Genomic DNA, 25,905 nt, shown 5'->3' with positions numbered 1-25,905 from the left:
CCCCGGTGTCCGGTGGTTTCCCCCGTTGATCCGCGGCGCGCGATGGGTATCATCCGGCCCGCGCGCGCGGAACCCTGATCGGGGGCCCGGACAGCGGGCGTGTCCACGATGGCGTGAACCGGCGCGCCTGTCAAAACAGAGGATGACTGCTATGCAGCCGACCGAGACGATCCTTGTTGAAACCTCGACCGTCGGGTGCGACGGCGGCGGCGGCGCGCTGGGCCATCCGCTGGTCTACCTGACGCTGGATCGCGAGGGCCAAGTCGAATGCCCCTACTGCTCGCGCCTGTTCAAGCTGAAGGAAGGTGCGAAGGTCGCCCACGGGCACTGACCGCCCGGTCCTCCTGCTGGCGGGCCGGTCAGACCCGGCCGGCCAGCAGGATCAGCACGGCCAATGCCAGCAGTGCCGACAGCCCCTGCCAGAAGGCCAGCGGGTTGCGGTCGATCAGCGGCCGGCGCCGCATGCCGGTCGCCTGCTTGCGCGGATGGCGCAGGTCGTACAGGAACTCCGACATTTCCCGATAGCGCTTGGCCGGGTCCGGGTGGACCGCCTTGCGCAGCACCCCGTCGATCCAGGCGGGAACCGCCCGCCGGTCGTCCAGGGCGGTGCGGTAGGCCAGCTTGCGCTGGCGCGCCCGCGTGGTGGCCGTCGCCGCATCGGCGCCGTAGGGCAGGCGGCCGGTGAGCATCTGATAGGCGATGACCCCCAGCGCATAGAAGATCCGACGCCGGCGTTCCGCCCTCCCCCAACAGATATTCGGGCGCGGTGTATTGAAGGGTGCCCAGAATCTCGCCGCGGTCGGCGTCAGGCATGGTTTCCAGGATGCCGGGGACCAGAACCGATCCGAAATCGACGATCTTCACCGTTCCGGTGCCGTCGATCATCACATTGTCGGGCCGCAGATCCTGGTGCAGCATCTCCAGCCGGTGGAAGGCCTGCAATCCCTTGCCGATCTGCTCGACGATGGTGCGCACCGTCGGCAGGTCGGGGTCGGGGTGGTCGCGCATCCACTGGGTCAGCGTCTGCCCCTCGATATACTCGGTGACGACATAGAGGTGGCGGCGCGGCCGGCATTGCGGCGGCGGCTTCAGCACATGGGGGCTGTTGAGCCGGCGGGCGATCCACTCCTCCATCAGGAAGCGGCGGAGGTGGGCGCGGTCGTCACGGCGGTCGATGGCCGGCACCTTCAGCGCCACCGCCGGGGCTACCGCTGAACCGCCTGCACCGTCCTGGGCCAGATAGACATGGCTGCGGCTGCTGGCGTGCAATTCCCGGAGGATGCGGTAGCCCTCGAACTCCATCCTCGGCTCCAGCAGGGGCGGCACGGGCAGATCGGACAGCCGGTGGAACAGGTCCCCGGCATCGGCGTCAGGAACCGCATCGATTCGGACGATCTGGAGAGTCAGGTTGTCGGCGCTGCCGCGTCGCAGCGCCTCTTCGACCGCGCATCGGGCTGCGCGGTCGAGGTCGTCCGGATGCCTGTCGATTGTGTTGATTAAAAATTCGGCATCGACATGCTCATAGACGCCGTCGGTCGCCAGCAGAAAGACGTCTCCGGGTTCCACCGGCAGCTCACGGCAGTCGATCTCGACATGCGGCACCACGCCCATCGCGCGGCCGAGATAGCTGACCTCGGACGATACCACCACGCGGTGGTCGTCGGTCAGCTGCTCCAGCGACCGGCCGGCGAGGCGGTAGATTCGGGAATTGCCGACATGGAACAAATGCGCGGTGGCCGATTTCAACACCAGCGCGCTCAGCGTGCAGGCATAGCCGCGGTCCTGGTCGTAGCGGTATTCGCTGCGCCGGTTCTGGGCGTGTAGCCAGGAATTGGTCGCCGCCAGAACCCGCTGCGCCGACATCCTGACCGACCAGCTTTCCGGTGTGCAATAATAGTCGGTCAGGAAGCTCTTCACCACGGATTCGCTGGCGATGTGGCTGACCCGGCTGGTGCTGATGCCGTCGGCCAGCGCCACCGCGATGCCTTTCATGGCCAGCAACGGTGCGATCGGGATCAGCGCTCCATGGAAATCCTGATTGGTCTCCTTACGCCCCTTGTCGGACCACTGGCCGATGGAAATCCGCAGCTCTTTCACGATGCCGGCCCCGCTCAAGGAAAACTCCGCTCTCCCCGGGTCCAGGGCGGACCGGGGAGAGCGGACGGACGGGCAGGGTGGCTTTATTCGGCCGGCTGCAGGTGGGGCTGCGGCAAGCGGCGCTTGGGTGCCGTGCGGACATGGGTGGCATAGAGCGTCAGGCCGGTGAAGGCGAGGCCGCCGATCAGGTTGCCCAGCACCGTCGGCAGCTCGTTCCAGATCATGTAGTCCATGACCGAGAAGTTGCCGCCCATCAGCATCGCCGACGGGAACAGGAACATGTTCACCACCGAATGCTCGAAGGTCATGCCGAAGAACAGCATAATCGGCATCCACATCGCGATCACCTTGCCGCTGACCGAGGTGGAGATCATGGCGCCGACGACCCCGGTGGAGACCATCCAGTTGCACAGCATGCCGCGCAGGAAGATGGTCAGCATTCCTGCCGCGCCATACTGGGCGTAGCCCAGCGTCCGGTTCTCGCCGATGTGGGATATGACGGTGCCGACCTTGTCCGGTGGGGTGGAGAAGCCATAGGTGAAGACCACGGCCATCATCACCGCCACAGTCAGCGCGCCTAGGAAATTGCCGATGAACACCAGCCCCCAGTTGCGCAGCACGCCACTGATGGTGACGCCCGGCCGCTTGTCGATCAGCGCCAGCGGGGTGAGCACGAACACGCCTGTCAGCAGGTCGAAGCCCAGCAGATACAGCATGCAGAAGCCGACGGGGAACAGGATGGCACCGATGATCGGGAACCCTGTCTGAACCGTGACCGTGACGGCGAAGACCGCCGCCAGCGCCAGGATCGCCCCGGCCATGAAGGCGCGGATGACCGTGTCGCGGGTGGACATGAAAATCTTGGATTCGCCGGCGTCCACCATTTTGGTGACGAACTCGGAGGGCACGAGATACGACATGACAAGTCCCCTTGGAACAAGCGCTGAAGAAACGGCACGGCAGCGTCCGGTGAGATCCGCGCGGCACCGGTCCGGTGCGGGGCGGGGCGGGGGGAGGACGCGTTGCGTGTGATTTGGGTGCGGGCCGCAGTCTTTGGGTCCGCGCTGGTCAAACCGCCGTTGGCTTGAACAGGAGGCACTTTGCACAGGATGTGCCAAACGCCGGAATACAGCAAAGCAGCGACATTTCGACTGTCGCGACGAGTTTGCAACGCAAAGAGGAACCGCCGTTGCTCAAAGAGCGGGCAGTGCTGGATAAAAATCAGTCATTTGTACAAGAGCGTTTGTGGGACCGGATAAGGGAGCAGCCGTTACAGAGCGGGCCATGACGGAGAAATCTTTCAGAATTTTAACCGTAACTCATCAGACTATCGTTGTGAATCAATGCTCTGATCAATGTTTCGGATCGTATGTGCCGGTAATGGTCAGGAACGGTTACCTTTTTGTTATATTTTCCCTTCGTACTATGAGACAGTACAGGCGATGGTGCTTGACGGGCCTCATCGAACCGGCGTCTACTTTGCCGCATTGCGGAAAGATGGCAGTTCCACAATCGTTGTTTGAGTTGCAGGCCTATGTTGTTTCCAGGCGGTTCGGGATCGGCGTCGGATGAGGCGCGTACTATGAGTTACGACACTGAAGAACAGTATCGCAGCATCTTCGAGAATGCTGTCGAAGGCATCTATCAGACCACCGTCGACGGCCGTTACCTGCGGGTCAATCCGGCGCTTGCCGACATCTACGGCTATGCTTCGCCCGAAGACCTGATCGCCAACCTCACCGACATCGCCTGCCAGCTCTATGTCGATCCCGGCAAGCGCGAGGCCTTCGCCGACCTGATGGCCCGCCAGGACCGCGTCCTCAGCTTCGAGGCGCGCGTCTTCCGCCGCGACGGCACCATCATCTGGATTTCGGAAAGTGCACGTTGCGTGCGCGACGCCGCCGGCCGCATCCGCTATTACGAAGGCACCGTCCAGGACATCACCGAGCGCAAGCAGCATGAGGAGAAGATCCGGCTGCTCGCCACCGTGTTCGACAGCGTGGCCGACGGCATCCTGATCGTCGATCCCGAACTGACCGTCCAGGCGATCAACCCGGCCTACGAAATCATGACCGGCTTCCAGCGGGAGGAACTGCTCCGCAAGCCTTTGGTGCTCTTCGCCCCCGGCTCTCACGAGCGGGAATTCGTCGACGCCATCTGGACCACGGCGCGGCAGGCCGGCCGCTGGCAGGGGGAGGTCACCAGCTTCCGCCATTCCGGCGACGCCTTCGCCGCCGCCCTGTCGGTGACGTCGGTCCGTGCGCCGAACGGCGTGCTTGAACATTACGTCCTGACGATCGCCGACATCAGCCAGCGCAAGTCGCAGGAACACCAGATCCGCTATCAGGCCAGCTTTGACCGGCTGACCGACCTGCCCAACCGCTGGCTGGTCTGCGAAAGGCTGGAGGAGGCCATCGTCCGCGCCCAGCGGACCAAGAGCAAGGTGGCCGTCGCCTTCCTCGACCTCAACCGCTTCAAGCAGGTGAACGACACGCTGGGCCACCATGCCGGCGACGAGCTGCTGAAGCTGGTTGCCCGGCGTCTGCGCAACTGCACCCGCATGACCGACACCGTCGGCCGGCTGGGCGGGGACGAGTTCCTGATCGTTGCACCCGACGCCGCCGACCGCTCCGCCGGAGCCCGGCTGGTCGAGAAGGTGCTCTATTCGATGTCGGAGCCTTTCAGCGTCCACAATCAGGAGCTTTTCTGCGGCGCATCCATCGGCATCGCCTTCTATCCCGACGACGGCGAGACGGCGGACCAGCTTCTGCGCAACGCCGATCTGGCGATGTACCATGCCAAGCGCAATCCCGAGCACAAATATGTCTTCTATGACAGCGGGATGCGCGAGCGGTCGGGCTTCACGCTGGGGCTGGAGAGCGACCTGCGCCGCGCCAGCGGCGGCGATGAGTTCGAACTGCACTTCCAGCCCAAGATCGATCTGGTCGGCAACCGCACCATCGGGGCGGAAGCGTTGATCCGCTGGCGTCACCCGGTCCGCGGCGTGGTCAGCCCGGCGGAGTTCATCCCGCTTGCCGAGGAAACCGGCCTGATCTGGGAAATCGGCGCCTGGACCCTGATCGAATCCTGCCGACGGCTGGCCGACTGGATCCGGCGCGACCTGCCGATCCCCTCGGTGTCGGTGAACCTGTCGCCGCGCCAGTTCCAGGATGCCCGCCTCGTCGGTTTTGTGCGCAGCGTTGTGGAATTGGCCGGCATACCGGCCGACCGGCTGGAACTGGAACTGACCGAAGGTGCGATGATCGGCGACATCGAGAAGGCGGTGACGATCCTCAACGGACTGAAGGACATCGGCGTCCGCCTGTCCATCGACGATTTCGGCACCGGCTATTCCTCGCTGGCCTATCTGAAGCGCTTCCCCATCGACACGCTGAAGATCGACCGCAGCTTCGTCCGCGACATCGTGAAGTCGACCACCGACCCGGCCATCGTCGGCACCATCGTCAATCTTGCCGAGAGCCTGGGCTTCGACACCATCGCCGAGGGGGTGGAGACGCAGGAGCAGGCCGACATGCTGCGCCAGCAGCGCTGCACCCGCATCCAGGGCTATCTGATCAGCCGGCCGCTGCCGATCGACCAGTTTGAAGCCTTCCTCGGCAACAGCGTGGTTCCGGCCTGACCGCTGTCCCCCTCTCCCGCCGGGAGAGGGGACACCCCAGCTTACGGCGCCGTCCGTTCCAGGAAATATTCCATCTCCTGGATGATGCCGCTCTGGGCGGCCCAGAGGGCGGCCTGGGTGCGGTTGCGGACGTTGATGGTCTGCATGATGTGGCGGACATGAAGCTTCACGAGATCTTCGGTCATCAGCATCTCGCGCGCGATTTCCTTGTTGCTGCATCCGTCCATGATCAGTTTCAGGATGCGGGCATGACGCGGATAGAGCCCGGGATAACCCAGCAATTCGGTTTCATGCTGGGCCATCGCCCCATCCTCGCCACCGCGGCGCAGTGCGGTGGGAGAGAAGTAATCGAAGCATTCCTCCGGCACCACCGGCTCGCCGGCATGGATCAGACGCAGGGACAGCACGAAGGCGGCCGGCGCCATCCGGTTCAGGAGATAGCCGCGCACGCCGAACCGCAGGGCCATCCGCATGTGGTGGGCGGAAAATTCGTCGGCGATCATCGCAAGCTTGGCCTGCTCGCCGTACCAGCTGCGGAAGTTCCAGGCGTCGGTCTTCAGCGAGGCGAGGTCGAACAGCACGATGTCGGCGGATCGGTCGGGATTGCCGTTTCCAGAGCCGTTTCCAGGCGGCGCCTCCAGCGTGGCCACAGCCCCCCTGGCGGAGAACCCGTCGGAATAGCGGTCGGCGGCGCCGTTGGTTCTGCCGTTCCACATCGTCTTGGGTGAAAGTCCAGTTGCAAGCCGGCTTTGTGGGTCGATGACCTCGAAGCAGTCATCCAGAATGTTCAGGATGGATTCGCGCAGCAATCGGCTTTGGTTGTGAACAATCACACGAATGCGATCGGACATGTCCGTCTCCCCCAGGAATAGACGAATTGGTGGACGGCATTGCGCGGCCGGAAGGCAGGCTTTTCCCCCCTGGACGCTGTGCTTGGACGTCGGCGTTACCGGTGCGTGGCAATTCAGGTTAGCCGGATTCTTATGCCCGGCGTCCGACCTTCGGCCCCCCGTTCGGACCGTTGCCTCCGCAGTCTCCGATGCCGCCGCGCTTGGCCGCGCAATGCCGCAATTCCGATGGACGATGCACGTTGTATCGCTGGTGTCGTGCTCGCCCGTTCGAATTTAGATCAAACTATGATCCGGCACTCACGGCATTGTCTGCTGCACTTTTGGAATTGTTCCAGGCTCAGTGGGGGAGAGACTCACCCTGTCAGGGCGGAGTCCCTTGTCAGACGGACAGCAATAATAAACCATCCTCGTGTACCGGGATAGAGATGATTACCCGACAAAGACAGTAGGGGCTCCAAGGTATATCGCCAATCGTGGCGGGTCCGAAGGGAAGGGATCCAAACGATTTTTCCATACTAAGAAGAGAAACGTCGGGATAAAGCAACTTATGTTAGATGGAATGACTTGTGATCTGTCCGATCTGCGCCAGTTCACCATCGATAATATAGACTCTTAAACAGCGGTTGCCAGGAGAATCTTCGTTGACCATGGAAACGAAAATGGAGCCCCGCCTGGACGGGGCTCCATTTTCGTTCCGGCTAGCTGCGTCTTGGCCGCCGCCTTATGCCGCCACGTCGTGGGTGATGGCATAGACGCCGGTGTCCCAGCGGGCGATGGTGGTGTCGAAGCCGCCGACGCCGTTCACCACGTCGAAACCCTGGGTGGTGTTGTGCATCAGGTCCTGGACCGTGTAGTGGCCGTTGGCGAGCTGCAATTCCACGTGGGTGGCCACCGCCTTGCGCGCCGCGGTGTCGTTGAAATCGACGCGGTCGGAGGCGACGACGATCAGCCGGTCCTTCTGATCGTAGAAGCCGTATCCGGTGATCTGGGCATCCGGATCCTTGTCGGTGAAGGTCAAGGGGTGGTGGTAGTTCAGCGCCTCGTCGCCGATCAGGACCGGGGCCTTGGCCTTCAGGGCGGCGATCTCGGCATCGCTGAACAGGTTGTGTCCCTCGTATGTGGCCTGCGGGATGATGAAGGCGCTGGGCGCGCTGGCCTTGGTCATCGATTGCAGGGCGGCGTCGCTGACGTAATAGCCGAAGGGCACACCGGCGTCGTGCAGCTTGGTGATCGGCTCCAGCAATTCGCCGAGATAGGCATTGCCGATGGAGTTGCCGGCCGGCTCCAGCGCATTCATCGCCTTTTCGGCGTTGGCGCTGTAATAGAGCGCCGGGCCGAAGGGACGGGTCGGCACGATGTCGCGCAGCATGTCCAGCCAGGGCTGCTTCACCTCGCCCCAGTCGTGATAGCTGCGCGACCACTGTTCCGCCGCGCGGCGGACGCCGCCCTGGTCGTCGGCGATCATGGTCCAGCCGCTCTGCAGCCAGGTCTGTTCCAGCCGGCCCCAGCCCAGCTCGTCGCGGACCGTGCCGGTGACGCCGGAGTAGAGGCTGTTCACCGCGCCCCAGTAATCGTCCTCCGACGAGGACATCATGTGGCCGAAATGGGCATCCGGCGCGCGGGCGGCATGGATGCCCAGCATCGCCTGCTCGTAGGAGGCCGGGGCCTGCTTGTGCTGCATCTCGAAGCGTTCGAGTGTCTGCACGTTGAACAGGATGTCCTTCTCGTTCATTTTGTCGGCGATCACGCGGGCATCGACGCCGGCGAATTCGCGCATCGCCGCCGGGGTGAAGGACACCTGGGTGGTCAGCCAGGCGGCCTTGCCGGTGTTCTTCACGATGGCGTCGTCCAGCGCCTTCCAGCCATAGGCCCAGCCGTCGACGAAATAGTCCAGCCACTGGGTCGGGTGGTTGTCGACGATGTCCTGCGCCTGCTGCGCCAGCGTGCTGCCGGCCACCTTGATGCCGGTCTTGCTGCTGAACTCCGCGATCATGCGGGAGTTGAAGAAGTCCATCACGCCGGAATGCGGGCTGCCGTCGAAGAAATCGGCCAGCTCGTACCCGCGTGTGCCGGTCAGGGCGGACAGGCGCCCGAGCTTGTCGGCCATCCAGTCGGCATAATGGGCGGTGCCGCCGGTCCAGCCGGCCGGTGCATCCTTGGCGTCCAGCGGCATCAGCGGGCTGACATAGCCCCAGCCATAGGGATTGCTGCTGTCGGAGTTCAGGACATTGCCGTCGCCGTCACGTCCCAGATACTGCGGATGGGCCTTGACCCACGACACCCACGCCTTGTGGCCGCCCAGAGTGGCGAACTCGCCGCCGTTCTGCGAGAACTCGAATGTGTCCTCCCACAGCTGCAAGCCGATCAGCGGCATCACCCCGTCGGCCAGATGGCCGGCTGCAACGTCGCGGGTTTCCTTCAGATGGGCGGCGTTGGCGTAATCGGGCACCGATTCCCAGAACAGGTGCTGCGGCGCCAGCCCGCGGTCGGCACCCCACGAGATGGTCGACACGTCCGACATCAGCGGCGGACGCTCGCTGCTGACCCCGGCGCTCGCGCTGTGGTCGTTCTTCGGCAGGGTGGCGACGGGCGCCGTCGGTGTGGTGGGCGTGGTCGGCGCCGTGGGGGTGGTCGTCGTGCCGCTGGCCAGCATGTCCTTGCTGACGGGAATGCTGAGCGTGCCGTTCCACCACAGGCCCTGCTGGCCGGCAACCACATCCTTGCCGTCCAGCGCGCCGCGGTCATAGGTGACGCCGGCGGCGGTCGAGGCGACGCTGTGGCCGTTCACCACGACGGAGCCGACATAGAGGCTGCGGTCCTGGCCGTTGACGACGGCGTCGTTGTCGTACTGGACCTGGACCTTGTGCGCCAGGGCCGGATCGAGATCGACCGTGAACTTGTAGGCGGTCTGGCTGGTGGCGGCCACCTTGGCATCGCCCACCATCTTGCCGTCGACCAGAAGCTTGAAATGCGGCGGCACGCCGCCGGCACTGGTGCCCCAGGCATTGACGACCACGCTGAAGGACTTGGTCGCCGCCGGGGTCGCGACCACCGCCTCGGCGGCATCGGTCGAGGTGGGGACGGGGAACAGCGAGGCGGGCAGTGGCATGTTCAGGGCGCCGCCCCAATAGAGCCCCTCCTGCCCCTTCACCACGTCCTTTCCGTCGACCGCGCCCTTGTCATAGGTGACCGACGGGTCGGTGACGGCAATCGAGGTGCCGTTCACCGCCACGGCGCGGACGAACAGGTTGCGGTCGGCGCCGCCGACCACTCCGTCATTGTCATAGACAAGCTGAAGGTTGTGCGCACTGCCGGCGGCGACCTTGGCGGTGATCGTGTAACGGCCGGCGGTGCTGCTGTTCACCGTCGCCTGACCGATGGTCGCACCATCGAGCTTGAGCGCCAGATGCGGCCAGATGCCGCCGGCAGCCTGTCCCCAAGCATCTATCGCAAAGGTGACATCGATGAGATTGGACCCGGTGGACGACATCGGCACGACTCCTATTAATCGGATATTAAGATCTTCCAAAACGGGATTACCCGTATCGGTCGGATTACCCTTCTCGTTGGGAGTAGTCGCACGAAAGTTTATGTAATTGAGAGAGTCAATCTTGGGACATGACTCTGACTCATCTTTGACTCTTCCAAAAAAATCGATTTCGAGTCCGTGAATGCTTTAGACGCTGAAAGACTGAATCCGACATCGGCAGTCTTAAGCCTGTTGTGTGGAGATCGTATCTTTCGTTTGTTTGGCGTTCGCTCCACCTCCATGGTCCACTGCGGCACGAACCGCCGCCGGTACCGCAGATCAGGCAGGGCAGGAGGCCTCCACATGCGCACCGAATCCCTGCGCATCGCCGTCGTTACGCAGAAGATCGTCCGCCATGACGGCCAGGGCCGCGTGAACGCGGTCGTGGTCGACGAACTGCTCCGCCGCGGGCACGAGGTCGTCGCCATCGCCTCGGACCTGGCGGACGAGCTGGCGTGTCATCCGCGCCTGCGCTGGGTCCGCATCGACGGGGGAGGGGTGCCGACGCAATTGGCGAAGGACCAGCTATTCGCATGGCGGGCCAGCCAGGCGCTGGCACGGGAAAAGCGCCGGGGGAGAGACCGACCGGGACTGGACAGGGTGGTGGTGAACGGCTTCGTCAGCTGGGCGCGGTCGGACGTGAATGCGGTGCATTTCGTCCATTCCGCCTGGATGCGCTCCCCCACCCACCCGATCCGCAAGGGCGTCTCGCCCCTGTCGCTCTACCGGGCGCTCTACACGTTGCTGAATGTCGGGTTCGAGCGCTGGAGCTTCCGCCGTGCCGGCCGGCTGGTGGCGGTCTCGCGCACCGTGGCGGACGAGTTGCACCGGGACGGCATCGCGCCTGGGCGGCTGAGCGTGATCGACAATGGCGTCGACGTCGAAGAGTTCCGCCCGGGAACGCCGGACCCGGCGCTGTTCGGCCTGCCGCCCGGTCGGCCGGTGGCGCTGTTCGTCGGCGATGCCCGCAGCGACCGCAAGAATCTGGACGGCGTGCTGCGCGCGCTGGCCGAAGTGCCGGATCTGTCGTTGGCGGTGGCCGGCGACGAGCGGGGCGGCCCATTCCCGGCGATGGCGCGGGCGTTGGGGGTGGAGGAACGGGTCCGCTTCCTCGGCCACCGCCGCGACGTGGCGGCTCTGATGCGGGCGGCCGACCTGTTCGTGTTCCCGACCCGTTACGAGCCCTTCGGCCTTGTCCTGCTCGAAGCGGCGGCGAGCGGCCTGCCGGTCGTCACCACGCGCTTGGCCGGTGCCGGCCGGCTGCTGGAAGACGGCGCGGCCATCGTGCTGGATCGCCCGGACGCCCATGCCGAACTGATGCAGGCGATGCGCAGTCTGGCGGCCGACCCGGCGCTCCGCCGCCGCATGGGCGAAGCCGGCCGACGCATCGCCGAGAGCCAGGACTGGTCGGTGACGGCCGGGCGGTATGCCGACCTGCTGGAGGAACCGGAATCCTCGGGTCGGGCAGTCGAGAGGCGGGGGCTGTTGGCCGGATCGGCTTCCTGACCGGGTGCCGTCAGCGCACTCCCAGCCGCAAATCCATCGTCACGCTGTCGCTTCCCGCCGGGGCGTCCGCCACCGCCACGCCCACCGCAGCTGCGGCGCCGGCAGTGGAATCGACCCTCTGGGGAACGCCGACGGCGGGGCGCAGGAGGCTGCCCATGCGGATGGCCGCACGGGTTTTGCCGACCGGCGCGGTGCCGCTGGTGGCGACCGGCACGACGCCGCCGGCAGGGGCGGAGGTCAGGGCGACGCCGTCGGCCGGGCGGTCCTGCTCCAACCGCCGCACCCGGTCATAATCGCGCTGCACCAGATTGCCGGCATCGACGCCGCCGGAGCCCACCTTGCGGAATTCGCCGGCGCAGTCCACCGCCTCGAACCGGTTGGCGCGGCAGGCGCCGGAGATGCTAAGCGCCGCCACGAACCCGTCACGGCCGAGGCGGATCAGCCGTTCCGCATCCTCGAAACGGTTGCCGACGGCCGAGGATGCGACCACGGCCGCGGTCTCGATGTCGGCGGCGCGGTCGTTGGTGCCGTCGCCGAAGCTGGCGCTGCCGCCGGTGAAGCTGTTGCGCTCCAGAGACCGCACCACGATCAAGCCGGTGACCGGACGCCCGGCCAGACGATAGTCGGGCAGCAGCGAGCCGCTGCAGCCGATCAGGACATTGCCGTACATCTCCGCCATCGGCCCCTGGATCCAGCCGTTGCCGCAAGCCTCGAAGGCGCAGTCGAGGAACTTGTTGTTGGACAGGAAGGTCCGCTTCGGTGCCCCGTCTTCCGCGAGGATGGCGTAGGGCGAGAAACCGAGATGGCAGGAGATGAAGCTGGCATGGTCGATGCCGTTCTCCGGCGCCACGGCGATGGAGGCCAGCGTGTTGCCGGCGAGGTCGGTGTCGAGGAACAGATGATCGCCGAAGCTGTCGGTTCCCGCCGACCAGTAGGCACCGATGTGGTTCTTGGTCAATTGGCATGAGATCAGCGAGGAGTGATCGCGCCAGACATCCACCCCGGCGCGGAAACCGTAGACCCCGACCCGCTCCAGCAGAAAGCGGGAGGTCAGGGCCACCCCGCCCATGCCCGGCGGCGCATCGCCCGGCCGGTTGCCGGGCTTCGGTCCGCGCAGGCTGAGATGGGCGATGCGGCTGCGCTGATAGCCCTTGTTGTCGTCGCGGGCGGCCTGCCGGCTGGCGGCCCGGATGGCGAAGCGGCCCGGCCCAAGATCCTCCGGCCAGGACAGCAGCGAGGCCCGCATGCCGGCGCCGACGATCTCGACCTCGTTGAAGGCATCGTCGTAGCGGTCGAGGTTGGGCAGGACGATCTCGCCGTCCAGCCGGTACTGGCCCGGCGGCACCAGCACCGTCCCGCCCTGGCCGCTGCGCGACAGCTCCAGGACAGCGCCTTGCAGGGCTGCCCAATCGCATTCCTGGTCCAGGGAGCGGGCATGCGGATGGACGCGCCGCGCCGCCTCCAGGGTCTTGTAGCGTTCCGACAGGGGGTGGCTGCGCCCGTCACCGACGGCGCCGCGGTCGCGGATCGACAGGGCCGGGCCGTTCCGCGGCGACGGGGTGGGCTGGGGGCTTGGCGATGGGCTGGGGGACGGGCGCGATGGCTTGTCTGGGGCCGCCTCGGCGGTGACGGTGGCGGATCCGGCTACCGGCAGTGCCAGGGCCGCGGCCAGCAGCTTACGCCTGCCGATGCGGTTGCCGGTTCGGCCATTCATGGTGCGCGAACCCGTGCCGGTCGCTGGAGCCCGCCGCTGAGGGCGGTGCGATAGACCTCCTCCACCCGGTCGAGATGGCGGTCCAGGGTAAAGGGGGCTTGCCAATAGCGGTCATAGGCGTTGCGGCCCGTCCGCTTCACCTCCGCATCGTGGGAGAACAGCTTCAGGCAGCGGGCGAGGTCGGCGGCGTCGCCGCTGCGGAACAGGAAGCCGTTCTCGCCGGACAGGACCGCCTCCGCCGCCGCGCAATTGTCGCTGACGATGACAGGGACGCCATTTGCCAGCGCTTCATAGGCGGCGAGGCCGAAGGTCTCATACCACAGCGACGGGACCACCAGGGCACGCGCCCGCCGCACCTCCTCCAGCACTCCGTCGGATGGGAGCCAGCCGGCAAGCTCCGCCTCCGGGTTCAGCCGGCGGATGGTCTCCCTCTCGTCGCCGTCGCCGACGAAGCGCACCGGGCAATCGGCCTCGGCCGCCGCTTCCGCCAGCAGGGCAGCGCCCTTCTCGCGCGACAGGCGACCGACGAACAGCATGTGGCGGTTGTCGGCGACCGGAGCCGGACCGAGGTCTTCCACTTCCACCGGGTTCGGGATTGGCAAGGTCATGGTGCCGGGCGGAAGGTGGGGGGCGATCACCGCGCGTTGCCGGTCGCTGAGCGTCACCAACGCCATGCCCCCGGTGAAGCCGCCTGCCAGCGCCCCCGCCGCATGGCGGGCCGCCCGCCACCATTTGTGATGCAGGGCGCGGGCGTCGCAGTCGGTGGCGAGGCAGCCGGCGGACAGCGCCCGGTGCGGACAGTTGATGCCTTCCGGAAAGACGAAGAAGGCGCCGTTGGGGCAGAGCGGGAAATAATCGTGAAGGGTCAGAAGCACCGGTAGGCCAGATTTGCGGCAGACCGGGAAGACGCTGGGCGACAGTGCCTTGGCCCAGCCATGGACGTGGATCACCGTGTCGTTGGCCGGGCAGCGGGCAAGCAGGCTTTCCAGGGCACGCGCCGCTTCGCGGTTCCAGAGACCCCGCAGAGCTGCCTGCACACGGTCGGCATTGCCCTTCAGGTCGGCCTGTTCCAGGCAATGGACGGAGATGCCGTCGGTCAGCAGGGCCGGATCGATCGGCGGCACGGCGGTGAAGAAATGGACCCGATGGCCGCGCCCGGCCAACCCGACCGCACTCGCTATGGCGACCTTCGCCAGCCCGCCGCTGGGGTGGGCATGATCGCAGAGGATGACAACCGTGCTCATCGCGGGCTGCTCATTGCAGGGCGCCGCGGTAGACCGCGGCTGTGCGGGCGGCGATCACCGGCCAGTCGAAGCGGCTGCGGACCAGGGCTCGGCAAGCGTCCGCATCCGGCAGGCGGCGGACGCCGGTCAGCGCCTCCGCAAGGCCGATGCCGATGGAGCGTGCGTCGGTCCCGGCGAGCACGAGGTCGCCGTCCAGCCCCTCCACCACCTCCGGCAGGCCACCGACCGGAGTGACCATCACCGGGGTGCCGGCCGCCAGCGATTCCAGCGCGGTCAGGCCGAACCCCTCCAGCGCCTGGGACGGCATCACGCACAAATCGGCGGCGCGGTAGGCCAGCGGAAGATGCGCATCGGGTACGAAGCCCAGCAGCCGCACATGCTCCTCCAGCCCCAGCGCGCCGATGCGATCCTGAAGGGCTGCTGCCTCCGGCCCGCGTCCGGCGACGACCAGCAGCACGTCCGGCACCCGGCGGCGCAGCTCCACCATGGAATCGACCAGCGCCGTCAGCCCCATGCGCTTCACCAGCCGCCGCACCGTCAGCACCGTGGGGCGCCCCAGAGGCCAGCCGAGCCGGGCGCGCGCCCGCTGCCGGCTGTCGGGAAGGTCGTGGCGGTCGGCATCGACGCCGCCCGGCACCCGGTGGATGCGCTCCGGCGGCACGCCATAACGCTCGGCCAGGATGGTGGCGAAGGACCGGGACAGCACGACGAAGCGGGTGGCGCGGTGATAGACCAGCCGCTCCACCATGAATTTCAGTCGGACCGCCAGCGGGCTGGCCCCCTCCGCCGCACTTTCCAGCGCCCAGGGGCCATGGAAATGGACGACCATCGGGCGATTGCGCAGAGCCGGCAGGGCCCCCACCGTGTTCAGCGCGAAATGCGAGGCGACGAGGTCCGGCGCCTGCCGGCGCAGCGCCTCCGCGATGGCGGCCCGGGCCGCCACCATCCGGCGCGGCAGCGAGGCCGAGGGAGGCGCAAAGCTGGCGATGCGGGCGCCATTGTCCAGCGTTTCGGAGACGGTGCCCAGCACCAGCCCGGAGACGGCGATGCCCTGCTGCGGCAGATGGCGGGCGAGGTGGTAGAACATATTCTCCGCCCCGCCATGGGTTTCCGGAAACCAGCCCAGCCCAAGCTGGAGCACACTGGCCTCCCGCATCTCTTCCGGCAGGGTGCCGGGCAGGATCAGGCTTCCGTCCATTGCTTGTCCTCTTGGAATTGGCTTGCCGCGGGTTGCTGGACGGCGGCTTGCTGGGTGGCGAGCCCATGGTTCTTGGCGGCCATCGCCATGCCCAGGAAGAACCAGAATCCGACGCCCGTGACCTTCACCAGCGTGTGCTCGAACACCATGCAGATGAGGATCGTCAGCGCCGCCGTTTCGGCACAGCGGGCAAAGGGGTCGGGCGGCGCCCCGCCGCGGCGCAGCATGCCCACCGTCAGCGCGATGATCCCGGCGACATAGCCCAACGTGCCAGGCCAGCCCAGCTCGTAAGGCACGCGCAGGATGCCGCTGTCGAAGAAGGCCATGGCACCCAGCTGGCCGTCCTCGTTGGTCAGCTTGGTCGCGGTGTCGATGGTGCCGAGACCGGCGCCGCGCACTTCGGTCAGCGCCTGGATGAGGAAGCGGCCGTAGAATTCCTGCCGCTCCTGATAGCTGCGGTCGTTCTCCATCGAATTCAGCGTGTCGAAGCGGCAGACGATGGCCTGGTTGACCAACGGCACGCTGAGGAGCGGCAGGGAGCAGAGCACCAGACCGACGCCGACCGCGACCAGCCTCAGCCGGTGCCGGCCGGGCATGGTCAGCAGCAGCCAGGCGAAGGTGAACAGCCCGGCCAGCCACGCCGCCCGCACCAGACTGAGCAGCAGCGACCCCAGCGCCAGCGCGCCGGCGATCGGCACGAGGATGCCGCGTGCCGCCGGCAGCACCGCCAGCCCGGTCACCAGCAGGAAAGCCAGCGGGCCGGAGGAGTTCAACGTGCTGAACACCCGCACCTGCATCGGCAGCGGCATGCCCTGGTTGGTCATGCCGACATTGATCAGCCAGCGGGCATCCCAGGCCGGCATGAAGAAATACTGGATCAGTCCATAACCGCCGACCAGCGCCAGCCCCAGAACGAAGGCGCGCAGCACCGCGTCGCGGATCTGCGGGTAGAGCGGCCAATGCAGGGCGACATAGAGCCCCAGCGTCACCGGCACCAGCCAGTTGAGAAGCGCGAAGGTCGCCGCCGCCACACCGGCCTGGGTGATGCCGTTGAGGTAGGCGTAGAAGATGCCCAGCATCACCGGCACGAAGCCGAAATAGGCGCGGTAGCGCAGCATCGGCAGATATTGCGCGATCACGGCCCAAGTCATGGCGCCGACGGCGAAGGGCGTCACCATGACCGGGCTGATGACGCTCCAGCCAGCCTGGTAGTCGACCAGCCGGCGCACCTCCGGTGTCAGGAACCACAGCCACCAGGTGAAGGCGGCGAAACGGGCCGGGTCGCGCGTCACCAGCAGCGCGCCGACGGCCAGCGCCCCCACCGGGAAGATGATCTCCAGCAGGCCAGCCTTGCCGACCAGCACCGGCATCAGGACCAGGAACCAGAAGACCGGGGCTGCCAGCTTGCCCAGGGACGGCAGGCCGCCAGCGCCGTGATGGGTATGGGACAGTTGACTCTGGTCCTGGCCGGCTGTGGCGAAGGTCATGCCACCGTCTCCCGCCAGTCCCGCATTCCCGCCAGCCGGCCGCGCAGCGTGGCGCGCAGCTTCGCCCCGGCATGCCGGTCACCGCGCAGCCGCAGCCTCGCCCATTGCGCCAGCCCGGGAAACTCGCAGGTTCCCACCAGCATCGCCCAGGCGGCGAAGGCGGCGCGGTTGGCCGGGCCGAAATGGGCCATCAGCGCCAGCGTGTCGTTGAAGGTCGCGTTCTCCTGCGCCAACGGATGGAAATGGTCGCTGCCACGCTGGTCGATGTCGAAACGGACGGCCGGAAAATGGTCGACCGCGACCAGCGGATCGTAGACCAGCCGCCAGCCCTGACGGGACAGGCGCAGGCAGAAATCCACCTCGTTGCGGACCTGGGCGCCGCTGCCGCGCAACCTCGTGTTCAGCCGCTGGCCGGCGATGGCCGTTCGGCGGAAGCTCCAGTTGGCCCCTTTCAGAACGTCGACGTCCTGCGCCGGACCGACGCCCAGATGGTGGTTGCCGATGACGCGGCCGAACCATTGCAGCCGGCCGACGATCTCCGCCTCCCCGGTTTCCGGCACGGTGCCGTGAAAGACATGGTCGCGTCCGCCGACCCCGCCGATGCGGGTGTCGGTGCGATACCAGGCTTCGATCCGCTCCACCCAGTCGGGATGCGGAACGGCGTCGTCGTCGGTGATGGCGACGATGTCCCCGACGGCATGGTCCATGCCACGGTTGATGGCGGCGACCTGTCCCGGCACGTCGATGCCGACGACCTCGACGGGAAGGGCGGGGCGGTAGCGGCGGGCGACCTCGGCGGACTCCGGATCGCTGTCGCGCACGGTGACGACCACCTGGACCGGCGCCAGGGTCTGGCGAACCAGCCCGTCCAGGCAACCGGCCAGCTGGTCCGGCCGGCGGTAGGTGGGGACGATCACGGTGACGCCCAGCCGCTCCGTGGCGGCGGGATCCACCGGCACCAGCGAGATCGGACGGGCCGCCATGGAAGGAGTGGTGCCGCCGCTCATGCCGGTGCCAGCTCCCGTCCGCGGTGGCTGATCGCCGTGGAGCGTTCGGGCGCCAGGGAAGCCTCCTCGCCGTTCATCCAGCTGTCGATGGTCTCGCGCAGGCGCGCCTTGAACACGTCGCGGTCGAAGCGGGCGGCATGGGCGCGGATGGCGGCAGGGTTGAAGCGTGACTCCTGCGCTTCGAACCGCTCCACCGCCTCGATCAGCCCCTCTGGCGTCTGCTGGTCGAAGAACAGGCCGGACAGGCCGTCGCGCACCGTCTCGGTGGCGCCGCCGCGGTTCAGAGCGATCACCGGCCGCCCGGCGGCCATCGCCTCCACCGGAACGATGCCGAAATCCTCGTTGGCGGTGAAGATCAGCGCCCGGCAGGACGCATAGTGGCGGTCGAGGTCGGCCGGGGAACAATGGCCGACCAGCTCCACTGTCGGTCCGGCCATCTGCTTCAGGCGCCGGAACTCCTCTCCCTCGCCGACGACCACCAGCTTGCGGCCCATGCGGTTGAACGCTTCGATGGCGATGTCGGCGCGCTTGTAGGAGACGAGCTGGCTGACGAACAGGTAATGGTCGCTCCCGCCGCCGCCGCCGGGGCAGGTGACGGTGGCGAAGCGCTGTGTTTCCACCGGCGGATGGATGACGGTGGCGTCGCGGCGATAGACCCGCCAGATGCGCTGCGCCACCGTGTGCGAATTGGCGATGAAGCGGTCGACCCGTGCCGCCGTCGCCAGATCCCATTGCCGCAGGCGGTGGATGGCATAGGGCATCAGCGGCCGGACGATCGGGCCGGCCGAGTGCAGGTAATCGTGATAGCCGCTCCACACATAGCGCATCGGCGTGTGGCAGTAGCAGACATGCAGCGCGTCGGGCCGCGTCAGCACACCCTTGGCCGGTCCGGATTCGCTGCTGATGACCAGATCGTAGGCGCTGAGGTCCAGTTGCTCCAGCGCCAGCGGCATCAGCGGCAGGTATTTCTGGTACATCCGGTGGGCCATCGGCAGCCGGTCGATGAAGGTCGTGGTTACCCGATGGCTGCGGATGATCGGCGACATGCGTTCCGGCCGGTAGACATGGGTGAAGATGTCCGCCTCCGGATACAGCTCGCACAGGGCTTCGACGACCTTCTCGCCCCCGCGCATCCCAACGAGCCAGTAATGGACGATCGCGACTTTCATGGTGGGTTCTCCAGAAAGGGACCGGCGCTTGCCTGAGGCCAAGGGTTCGGTCTCAGGCGATGCGGCGCAGGCGATAGGAGCGGCCGCTGGGCGGGCGGGCGCCATATTCGAGATTCGCGTGTTCGCGGGCGTTGACCATCGACAGCACCGCCCCGCCGATCCGCCCGCCGACCTGCCGCACCTGCTTGATGCCGGCACTGGCGAGGCTGGAGGCGGTGCGCGCCCAGCGCACGACGTAGAGGACACGGTCGGCCAGCGGCGCCAGGATCAGCGCGTCCGACACCGACAGCACCGGCGGCGTGTCGAGGACGACGACGTCGTAGCGTTCGGCCAGCTCGACCAGCAGCGACAGCATGGCCTTGGAGCCGAGCAGGATCTGCGGGCGGTCGACCGGCCGGCCGGCAGCGATCACCGACACCCGGCGGCGGTCGTCGATGTGCAGAACCTGATCGAGCGTCGCGTCGCCTTCCAGCAGGTCGGTCAGCCCCTTGGGCGGGCGGACGCCGCCGAGAAGCCGGTGAACGGCCGGACGGCGGGTGTCGCAATCGACGATGACGACGCGCCGGCCGGTGTCGGAAAGGAAGGCAGAGAGTGCCACGGCCAGCGTCGTCTTGCCCTCTCCCGCCACCGACGAGGTCAGCATCACCACCTCGCCGCCCTTGACGCTGGCGGGCTCGGCCCCGGTGCGCACGAGATGCAGCCGGGCGCAGAGCCGCCAGACCGCCTCGGCGAAATCGCCGCCGCCGGTGTTGGAATAAGGATCGTCGTCGGCACCGCCCCTCCGCTGGGTGGACCGCTTGGCCCGGCCCAGCAGCGGCACGATGCCGACGGCAGGCAGGCCCAGCAGCGCTTCGACCTGATGGGAGCTGTAGACGCCGCGCTGCCGCATGGTCCGCACCAGGGCGACGCCGGTGGCGATGGCACCGCAGACGACCGCGGCCAGCCCGGCGAGCACCGCCTTGCCCGGCCCGACCGGGCCGCCCGGAACGGCGGCTGCCGAGACGATGCGCACGTCCGGCGTCATCTCCAACGCCTGGAGCACCTGCGTCTCCTTCAGGCGGGTGACGGCGCGGCGGTAGTTGTCGTCCGACGCATCTGCCTGCCGCTGAAGATCGCGCAGCCGCACGTCGGCCTGAAGCGTGTCGAAGGATTCCGCCCTCAGGCCCTCCAGCCTGCGGGACAGATCCTGGATCTTGGCGACCTGCTGTTCCACCTCGCCCCGCAGGCTGCGGACCACGCGGTCGATTTCGGTGGCGAGGGTGGCGTTCAGCTCGCGCAGTTCCGCGGTCGGCCGGTTCAGCGCCGGGTGGCGGTCGCCGTACTGGGCCCGCAATTCCGCCAGCTGGGCGTTCAGCGCCGCCTGGCGCTGGCGCAGGGTGGTGATCAGCGGATCGCCGCCGATGTCGGTGCCGGTCAGCGATTCCGGGTTGCCGGGCCTGACCGACTGCAACTGGCGCAGCCGGGCCTGGGCATTGGCATGGGCGGTGCGCGCCTCCGCCAGCTGCCCGTTCAGGGCCGACATCTCCTCGTTCACCAGCGGGGCGTCGCGGCCCTTCACCATGCCGGTCTCGGACCGCATCGCCTCGACCGCGGCGCGGCCGGTGGTCGTCATGTCCTGGCGCAGCTCGTCCAGGCGGCTTTGCAGCCATTCGCTGGCGTTCTGGGTGGCCTTGCGCTTCGCTTCCACCTGGATGGCGAGATAGGCGTCGGCGACGGCGGTGGCGGCGCGGGCCGCAAGCTGCGGGTCCTTCGCCTCCACCGTGATGCGGATCGCGCGGGACTGCACGCCCGGGCTGATGCGCAGATTCTTCTGGAACGCCTCGGTCAGGCGGTCGGCTTCCCTGTCCTGTGCGTTGCCGGTCGGGGCGGCCGGGCGCGGCGGCGGCGTCAGCAGGGCGGCCAGAGACTTCAGGCAGCATCGCCGCCACCTCGGTCACCAGGGTGCGGCCTTCCTCCATCAGCGGGCTGAACAGGCCCGGCTTGTTGGTGGGGGCGGCGTATTCGGGTTCCTGCCCCAGGTTCAGCGCCTCGACCACGCGGGCGGCGAGATCGCGGGAGCGCAGGATTTCGACCTCGGTGTTGACGGTGTCGAGATAGATCCCCATCGGCTCGGAAACGGAGGGGATGTTGATGACGCGGTTCGGATGCGGGTCGATCACCACGACGGTGGAGGAGCTGTAGAGCGGGGTCATGGCGTTGATCAGCAACACCGCCGGCAGCCACAGCACCGCGGTCAACCCGAGGATCAGCCATTTCTGGCGCCACAGCATCTGCACCAGCCGGCTGACGTCGACCTTGTCGGCGCCCGTTCCGACCGGCGGCGCGACAAAGCCGGCGGCGAGACCGGCCGTGCCTGACGGCAATCGGTGTTCCGGTGCGTCCATGGGCTCAACTCCTTCATAGCGGGCGAACGGTGCAGGGTTTTGCTGATGCGGCTGGGCGGCTCAGGCGACCTCTGCCGGGTCGCGGGTGGGCTGGCGGGTTTCCGGCGCTGCCTCCGGTGCCCGTTTGCCGCCGACCTCCGGCGGGCGCGCGGGAGGCGCGGTGGCGCCGTGTCCGGCCTTGGCCTCGGCCAGGATGCGGGCATAGCGGGCAACGGTGTTGGGGGTGACGTTGACCAGCGTCCCAGTTCCCGCCGCCATTGGCGACGAGTTGGGCGACCTGGAACAGCGCGCGTCCCTTTTCCAAAACCTCTCCGGGCAGCATCCACAGGATGGAATCGATGTTGGAGGCCAGCCATCCCGGCTTCCCGCTGCGCGTCAGGCGGCGTTCCGCCGACCGGACCTGCGCGGTGTTGCGGATGGTGTAGAAGGGCGACCAGCCGTCCCAATCGCCGGCGGTGAAGGGGAGCGCGACAAATCCGCCGTCCGTCACCACCGCCTCGGCGGCACCGAAACCAGACTTGGTCCACATGTAATCGAAGCCTGCGGAGCGGACGGCGGCGGCGACCTCCGGCCGCAGCGGACCGGGGCGGGCGCTGTCGTAGGGCCGCCACGCCTCGTAGAAGCGGTCGAGCCGGTAGCGGCGCAGCGCGTTCCCGATCAGGCGCCGGGCGTCCATCGCCGGCGCGCCGCTCCGCTTTGCCGTGCGCGGCGTGTCTTTCGGGGCCGCCTCGACGCTGGCTGCCGGAATTTCCGATGGGCGCGCGCGCGGGGAGATGCGCAGGACGGGGCGGCCCTCCTCCCAATGCAGGCGCGGGGTGTGTCCGGGCACCAGAGGGGAGTTGACCAGCGGCCACCAGCCGCGCGGCATCAGCCCTGGCGGCAGCATGGTGGCGATCTCCGCACGGGCATCGGCCAGCAGGCGGGTCAGCTCACCGCCCTGATTTTCGAGGCCCGGCATCTCTCCCTCGGCGCAGACGCCGCGGCCGGTGCTGCCCAGCAGAAGCTCCACCCGGCCCAGCACGCCGCCGCGCTCCTCCGGCACCGCCAGCAGGGCGAGGTCGGCGGGGCTGGACTGGGTCAGGCTGTCGACGGTGACCACCAGCCCGCAGCGCAGGCCGGTCGCCGCCACCAGATCGAGAATGCGCGGGATGCAGTGCAGCTCGCGGATCATGCCGGACCACAGGACCAGCGTGGTCAGCACCCGTCCCTCCGCCGCCCAGCGGCGCAGGGTGGCGTCGTCGGGCTCGAAGTCGGTGAAGGGGCGCGGCGGCGCGGCGATGCGCAGCGGCACCGCGGCGGTGCTGGCGAAGGGCGGATCGGGATCGACGATCTGCAAGCCGCGGCCCAGACGGCCGAGCGCGAAGAAGTCGTGATCGTCGAACTGCCGGCCATAGACCGGGTCCGCCCCGGCCTGGATCAGGTCGGCGGCTCGCTCGATCACGTCGGTCTGCGGCCGCCCATAGAGCGGCAGAAGCCTTTTGCTCGCAGCCAGCGGCAGTTGCGCCGCGATCAGGTCAGGGTCGCCCAGCAAGGTGCCGCGTCCCCATGCGGCGTGACGGCGGGCCAATGCCACGCTGAAGCTGGCATAGCTCTCCCCCGCCACCTTGCCCTCGACGGTGTCCAGACCGCCGGGAAAGGTGCGGGCGCGCACCGGGTCGACGCAGTGGCCGGTGAAGCGCCGGGCGCCCAGCGTCTCCAGCCGTTCCCGCAGCCCGGCATCGGCACTGGCGTCGATGCCCAGGCAGGGCTCCGCCATCAGCTGCGGATAGAGGAACGGTGCCGCGACGATGCCGAGCAGGGTCTGCGGCGCCATGTCCAGCACCGCGACCTCCTGCGGGAGCGGCTGCCCCAGCAGGCGGAAGGCGGCGTCATACAGGGCGGCCGGATCGGTGCTGCGCAGGGCGCATTCGCCGCCCGCCTCCACCACCGGCCAAAGCGGAGAGGCCGGGTCGCCCAGCGCCACGACGCGGAAGCAGGTCGTCAGCCACAGCGCATGGTCCAGATGCCGGCCGCCGGCCATCAGGCTGCCGGTGCCGGTCGCCTCGGTGCGGTTGCCGTCCTCCCAACCGCCGAAATGCCGGCCGCTGCGGCGTCCGTCATAATAGAGGTCGAAGGTCCATCCGGCGCGTTCCGCCGCGGCGGCCAGCACCGGCGCCATGGCGACGCGGTGCGGATCGCCGCCATGGGCGAGGAAGAGGAGAAGGGGCGGTTTGGTCACGATGCGCGGCCCTCCGTCCCGCCGCCGCGCCGGCACCACCACAGGTGCCATTTCGCCACCCCCGGCGGGCCGAAGTGATCGGTCTTCTGCAGGGTCAGGCCGGTGGCGGCGATGGCCTTGCGCATCTCTGGTGCCCAATGGTGGCGGACCAGCGCCTTCCATTCCGGCAGCACGCCATGGCAGCGCATGGTCGCCAGCAGCCGGTCGGGCCGCCAGCGGTAGTAGCGGGGATAGGCGATCACCCACAGAGGGTTGGCGTTGGTGGTGTCGCAGACGATCCGGCCGCCGGGCTTGACCACCCGCTGCAACTCGCGCACGCCGGCTTCCAGATCCGGCAGGTGGCAGAGCAGGTCCATGGCGATGACGAGGTCGAAGCTGTCGTCGGGGAAGGGAAGCTTGCGGGCGTCGGCCTGCTGGACGGTCAGGGCGGGGAAGCGCTCCTTTGCCTCCGCCAGCATCTCGTGCGAGATGTCGACCAGCGTCACGTCGTGACGGCCGGCGAAGGGGCCGGTGATGCGGCCATAGCCGCCGCCGACGTCGAGGATGCGCATCCGCGGCAGTCGTTCCAGCTCCGCCGCCACCGCGCGCCGCTTCTCGTCATAGATGCGGTAGAAGGGGGTGGTGGGGTGGTCGGGGCGGAAATGGCGGCGGTAACCGTTGTTGTAGATGCCGGAGCCGGCGGCCTGGGTGCGTTCCGCCTTGGCATTCTCCAGCAGGACGGCGACCTGGGCGGCGACCGTGTCGACGTCGAACGTCTTCGCATGCTCCAGACCGGCCGCGGCGACCGCCTTCAGCCCCTCGCGGTCGGCCAGCCGGGCGATCAGCATGTCGCGCAGCGGTTCGGCTTCCCCCGGTGGTACCAGCCAGCCGGTGCGGCCGTGCTCGATGATTTCGGGGAAGCCGCCGCAGTCGCTGGCGACCACCGGCACGCCCAGCGCCATCGCCTCCACCACCACGAAGCCGAAGCTTTCCCACAGGGAAGGGACGACCGCCATCTCGGCCCGCGCTACCACGGCCAGCGCGTCGTTGCGCGGCAGGGCGCCGGTGAAATGGACTCGGTCGGCGACTGGGGCGACGTCGCGGCGGAACTGGTCGATGACGGCGGCGCTCGCCGAATCTTCGCCGCCGATCATCATCAGGTGCAGGTCGGGGTTGGCGGCCAGGACGCCCGGGATAGCGCGGCCCAGCGTGGCGATGCCCTTGCGTCCCTCCAGCCGGCCGAAGAAGGCGATGAAGCGTTTCGGCAGCGGGATCGGCGGTTCGGCCGTCCGGTTCGCCGCCACCGCGGCGATGTCGATGCTGTTGGGGATGACCTGGATCAGCTCCGGCGCGATGCGCCAGTAATCGGCCACCCGCCGGGCAATGGCGCGGGTGGAGGCGTAGATCGCGGTGCTGCGCCGGGTCTGGTCGCGCTCCAGTGCGTTCAGCAGATGGGTGTGCGGAACCCAGGGTTGGCTGTTGGTGTCCATCACCAGCCCGGTCGGGGTCGCCAGCCGCGTCACCACCGGGATGGTGCTGAAGCGGGTCAGCCACCAGGCGTCGGCGTCGAACTCCGCCGCATGGACCACGTCGGGACGGAAGGCGCGGACGGCATCGGCCAGCCGGCGGTTGGTCCGGAAGCGGTCGACCACCGCATGCCTGTGCGGACCCGGATCGACGCGCTGCACCGTCACGCCGTCCTCGATGGAGGTGCCGGCCGGCAGGCCGCCGGCCTTCCATGGAGTCACCACCTGGACGGTATGGCCCAGCCGCGCCAGTGCGCGGGCCATCGTATGGGTGTGCGTGGCGATACCGCCGAGCTTTTCGCCGGGTGGGTATTCGGGCGTCAAGAGCGACAGTCGCATTGCGGTTTCCTCGATTC

General features: G+C 67.8%; 16 protein-coding genes and 1 pseudogene. 3 read left to right on the top strand and 14 right to left on the bottom strand.

Annotation, left to right across the window (positions count from 1 at the left end; all coding sequences use genetic code 11):
• Nucleotides 1-151 precede the first annotated feature (151 nt).
• Nucleotides 152-331 carry a zinc-finger domain-containing protein gene (locus ACWPN3_RS11235; RefSeq protein ID WP_412504566.1) on the top strand — a complete coding sequence of 60 codons (180 nt, stop codon included), beginning with the start codon at nt 152-154 and terminating at the stop codon, nt 329-331.
• On the opposite strand, the gene ACWPN3_RS11230 is transcribed toward ACWPN3_RS11235, so the two are convergent.
• Both ACWPN3_RS11230 and ACWPN3_RS11225 read right to left on the bottom strand, forming a co-directional pair.
• On the bottom strand, nt 274-2,115 hold the full coding sequence (locus ACWPN3_RS11230) for a bifunctional protein-serine/threonine kinase/phosphatase (RefSeq protein ID WP_492261380.1): 1,842 nt from the start codon (nt 2,113-2,115) through the stop codon (nt 274-276). The genes ACWPN3_RS11235 and ACWPN3_RS11230 overlap by 58 nt on opposite strands.
• Before the next feature lie 65 nt (nt 2,116-2,180).
• Entirely contained in the window at nt 2,181-3,017 is an 837-nt protein-coding gene (locus tag ACWPN3_RS11225) for a formate/nitrite transporter family protein (RefSeq protein ID WP_492242842.1), read from the bottom strand.
• Between the two features lie 662 nt (nt 3,018-3,679).
• Between ACWPN3_RS11225 and ACWPN3_RS11220 the strand changes: the two genes are divergently transcribed.
• Nucleotides 3,680-5,737 (top strand): sensor domain-containing protein, encoded by a 2,058-nt coding sequence (locus tag ACWPN3_RS11220; RefSeq protein ID WP_492261379.1) that lies wholly within the window; start codon nt 3,680-3,682, stop codon nt 5,735-5,737.
• 41 nt (nt 5,738-5,778) lie between these two features.
• On the opposite strand, the gene ACWPN3_RS11215 is transcribed toward ACWPN3_RS11220, so the two are convergent.
• Nucleotides 5,779-6,588, bottom strand: coding sequence for a LuxR C-terminal-related transcriptional regulator (locus ACWPN3_RS11215; RefSeq protein ID WP_492242841.1), 810 nt, complete (start codon nt 6,586-6,588; stop codon nt 5,779-5,781).
• A 721-nt stretch (nt 6,589-7,309) separates the two neighbouring features.
• Nucleotides 7,310-10,078: a carbohydrate-binding domain-containing protein gene (locus ACWPN3_RS11210; protein ID WP_492242840.1), complete on the bottom strand. Its 2,769-nt coding sequence runs from the start codon at nt 10,076-10,078 to the stop codon at nt 7,310-7,312.
• 342 nt (nt 10,079-10,420) lie between these two features.
• On the opposite strand from ACWPN3_RS11210, the gene ACWPN3_RS11205 reads away from it, so the two are divergent.
• Nucleotides 10,421-11,623, top strand: coding sequence for a glycosyltransferase family 4 protein (locus tag ACWPN3_RS11205; RefSeq protein WP_492242839.1), 1,203 nt, complete (start codon nt 10,421-10,423; stop codon nt 11,621-11,623).
• Between the two features lie 10 nt (nt 11,624-11,633).
• On the opposite strand, the gene ACWPN3_RS11200 is transcribed toward ACWPN3_RS11205, so the two are convergent.
• From ACWPN3_RS11200 to ACWPN3_RS11155, 10 genes and pseudogenes are all read right to left on the bottom strand, one after another.
• Complete coding sequence (locus ACWPN3_RS11200; protein WP_492242838.1) at nt 11,634-13,337, bottom strand: DUF2190 family protein; 1,704 nt, start codon at nt 13,335-13,337, stop codon at nt 11,634-11,636.
• Nucleotides 13,334-14,581, bottom strand: a complete 1,248-nt coding sequence (locus tag ACWPN3_RS11195) for a glycosyltransferase family 4 protein (RefSeq protein ID WP_492242837.1) — start codon at nt 14,579-14,581, stop codon at nt 13,334-13,336. The genes ACWPN3_RS11200 and ACWPN3_RS11195 overlap by 4 nt, the downstream gene beginning before the upstream one ends.
• Nucleotides 14,582-14,591: 10 nt before the next feature.
• A complete protein-coding gene (locus tag ACWPN3_RS11190; RefSeq protein WP_492242836.1) occupies nt 14,592-15,779 on the bottom strand; it encodes a glycosyltransferase family 4 protein in 1,188 nt (395 codons plus the stop codon).
• Nucleotides 15,764-17,266 (bottom strand): O-antigen ligase family protein, encoded by a 1,503-nt coding sequence (locus ACWPN3_RS11185; protein WP_492242835.1) that lies wholly within the window; start codon nt 17,264-17,266, stop codon nt 15,764-15,766. The genes ACWPN3_RS11190 and ACWPN3_RS11185 overlap by 16 nt, the downstream gene beginning before the upstream one ends.
• Nucleotides 17,263-18,273 (bottom strand): glycosyltransferase family 2 protein, encoded by a 1,011-nt coding sequence (locus tag ACWPN3_RS11180; RefSeq protein ID WP_492242834.1) that lies wholly within the window; start codon nt 18,271-18,273, stop codon nt 17,263-17,265. The genes ACWPN3_RS11185 and ACWPN3_RS11180 overlap by 4 nt, the downstream gene beginning before the upstream one ends.
• Nucleotides 18,270-19,442: a glycosyltransferase gene (locus ACWPN3_RS11175; protein WP_492242833.1), complete on the bottom strand. Its 1,173-nt coding sequence runs from the start codon at nt 19,440-19,442 to the stop codon at nt 18,270-18,272. Before ACWPN3_RS11175 ends, ACWPN3_RS11180 begins: the two co-directional genes overlap by 4 nt.
• A gap of 52 nt (nt 19,443-19,494) precedes the next feature.
• A complete protein-coding gene (locus tag ACWPN3_RS11170; RefSeq protein ID WP_492242832.1) occupies nt 19,495-21,228 on the bottom strand; it encodes a GumC family protein in 1,734 nt (577 codons plus the stop codon).
• Between the two features lie 298 nt (nt 21,229-21,526).
• A pseudogene (locus ACWPN3_RS11165) lies at nt 21,527-21,712 on the bottom strand (Wzz/FepE/Etk N-terminal domain-containing protein); the annotation flags it as partial.
• A 127-nt stretch (nt 21,713-21,839) separates the two neighbouring features.
• Entirely contained in the window at nt 21,840-24,044 is a 2,205-nt protein-coding gene (locus tag ACWPN3_RS11160; protein ID WP_492261378.1) for a hypothetical protein, read from the bottom strand.
• Nucleotides 24,041-25,888 (bottom strand): glycosyltransferase, encoded by a 1,848-nt coding sequence (locus ACWPN3_RS11155; protein ID WP_492242830.1) that lies wholly within the window; start codon nt 25,886-25,888, stop codon nt 24,041-24,043. The genes ACWPN3_RS11160 and ACWPN3_RS11155 overlap by 4 nt, the downstream gene beginning before the upstream one ends.
• Nucleotides 25,889-25,905 lie beyond the last annotated feature (17 nt).

The organism is Azospirillum sp. UENF 111221 (assembly GCF_058780625.1).
Note: the sequence above shows the minus strand (reverse complement) of the source record. Positions and strands in the feature narration are given on the sequence as shown.

Excerpts from the sequence above, each read along its gene's own strand:
- ACWPN3_RS11190 (WP_492242836.1), bottom strand. The coding sequence starts at position 15,779 with ATGGACGGAAGCCTGATCCTGCCCGGCACCCTGCCGGAAGAGATGCGG.
- ACWPN3_RS11180 (WP_492242834.1), bottom strand. The coding sequence starts at position 18,273 with ATGAGCGGCGGCACCACTCCTTCCATGGCGGCCCGTCCGATCTCGCTG.
- ACWPN3_RS11210 (WP_492242840.1), bottom strand. The coding sequence starts at position 10,078 with ATGTCGTCCACCGGGTCCAATCTCATCGATGTCACCTTTGCGATAGAT.
- ACWPN3_RS11155 (WP_492242830.1), bottom strand. The coding sequence starts at position 25,888 with ATGCGACTGTCGCTCTTGACGCCCGAATACCCACCCGGCGAAAAGCTC.
- ACWPN3_RS11205 (WP_492242839.1), top strand. The coding sequence starts at position 10,421 with ATGCGCACCGAATCCCTGCGCATCGCCGTCGTTACGCAGAAGATCGTC.
- ACWPN3_RS11185 (WP_492242835.1), bottom strand. The coding sequence starts at position 17,266 with ATGACCTTCGCCACAGCCGGCCAGGACCAGAGTCAACTGTCCCATACC.
- ACWPN3_RS11225 (WP_492242842.1), bottom strand. The coding sequence starts at position 3,017 with ATGTCGTATCTCGTGCCCTCCGAGTTCGTCACCAAAATGGTGGACGCC.
- ACWPN3_RS11175 (WP_492242833.1), bottom strand. The coding sequence starts at position 19,442 with ATGAAAGTCGCGATCGTCCATTACTGGCTCGTTGGGATGCGCGGGGGC.
- ACWPN3_RS11235 (WP_412504566.1), top strand. The coding sequence starts at position 152 with ATGCAGCCGACCGAGACGATCCTTGTTGAAACCTCGACCGTCGGGTGC.
- ACWPN3_RS11220 (WP_492261379.1), top strand. The coding sequence starts at position 3,680 with ATGAGTTACGACACTGAAGAACAGTATCGCAGCATCTTCGAGAATGCT.
- ACWPN3_RS11195 (WP_492242837.1), bottom strand. The coding sequence starts at position 14,581 with ATGAGCACGGTTGTCATCCTCTGCGATCATGCCCACCCCAGCGGCGGG.
- ACWPN3_RS11200 (WP_492242838.1), bottom strand. The coding sequence starts at position 13,337 with ATGAATGGCCGAACCGGCAACCGCATCGGCAGGCGTAAGCTGCTGGCC.
- ACWPN3_RS11215 (WP_492242841.1), bottom strand. The coding sequence starts at position 6,588 with ATGTCCGATCGCATTCGTGTGATTGTTCACAACCAAAGCCGATTGCTG.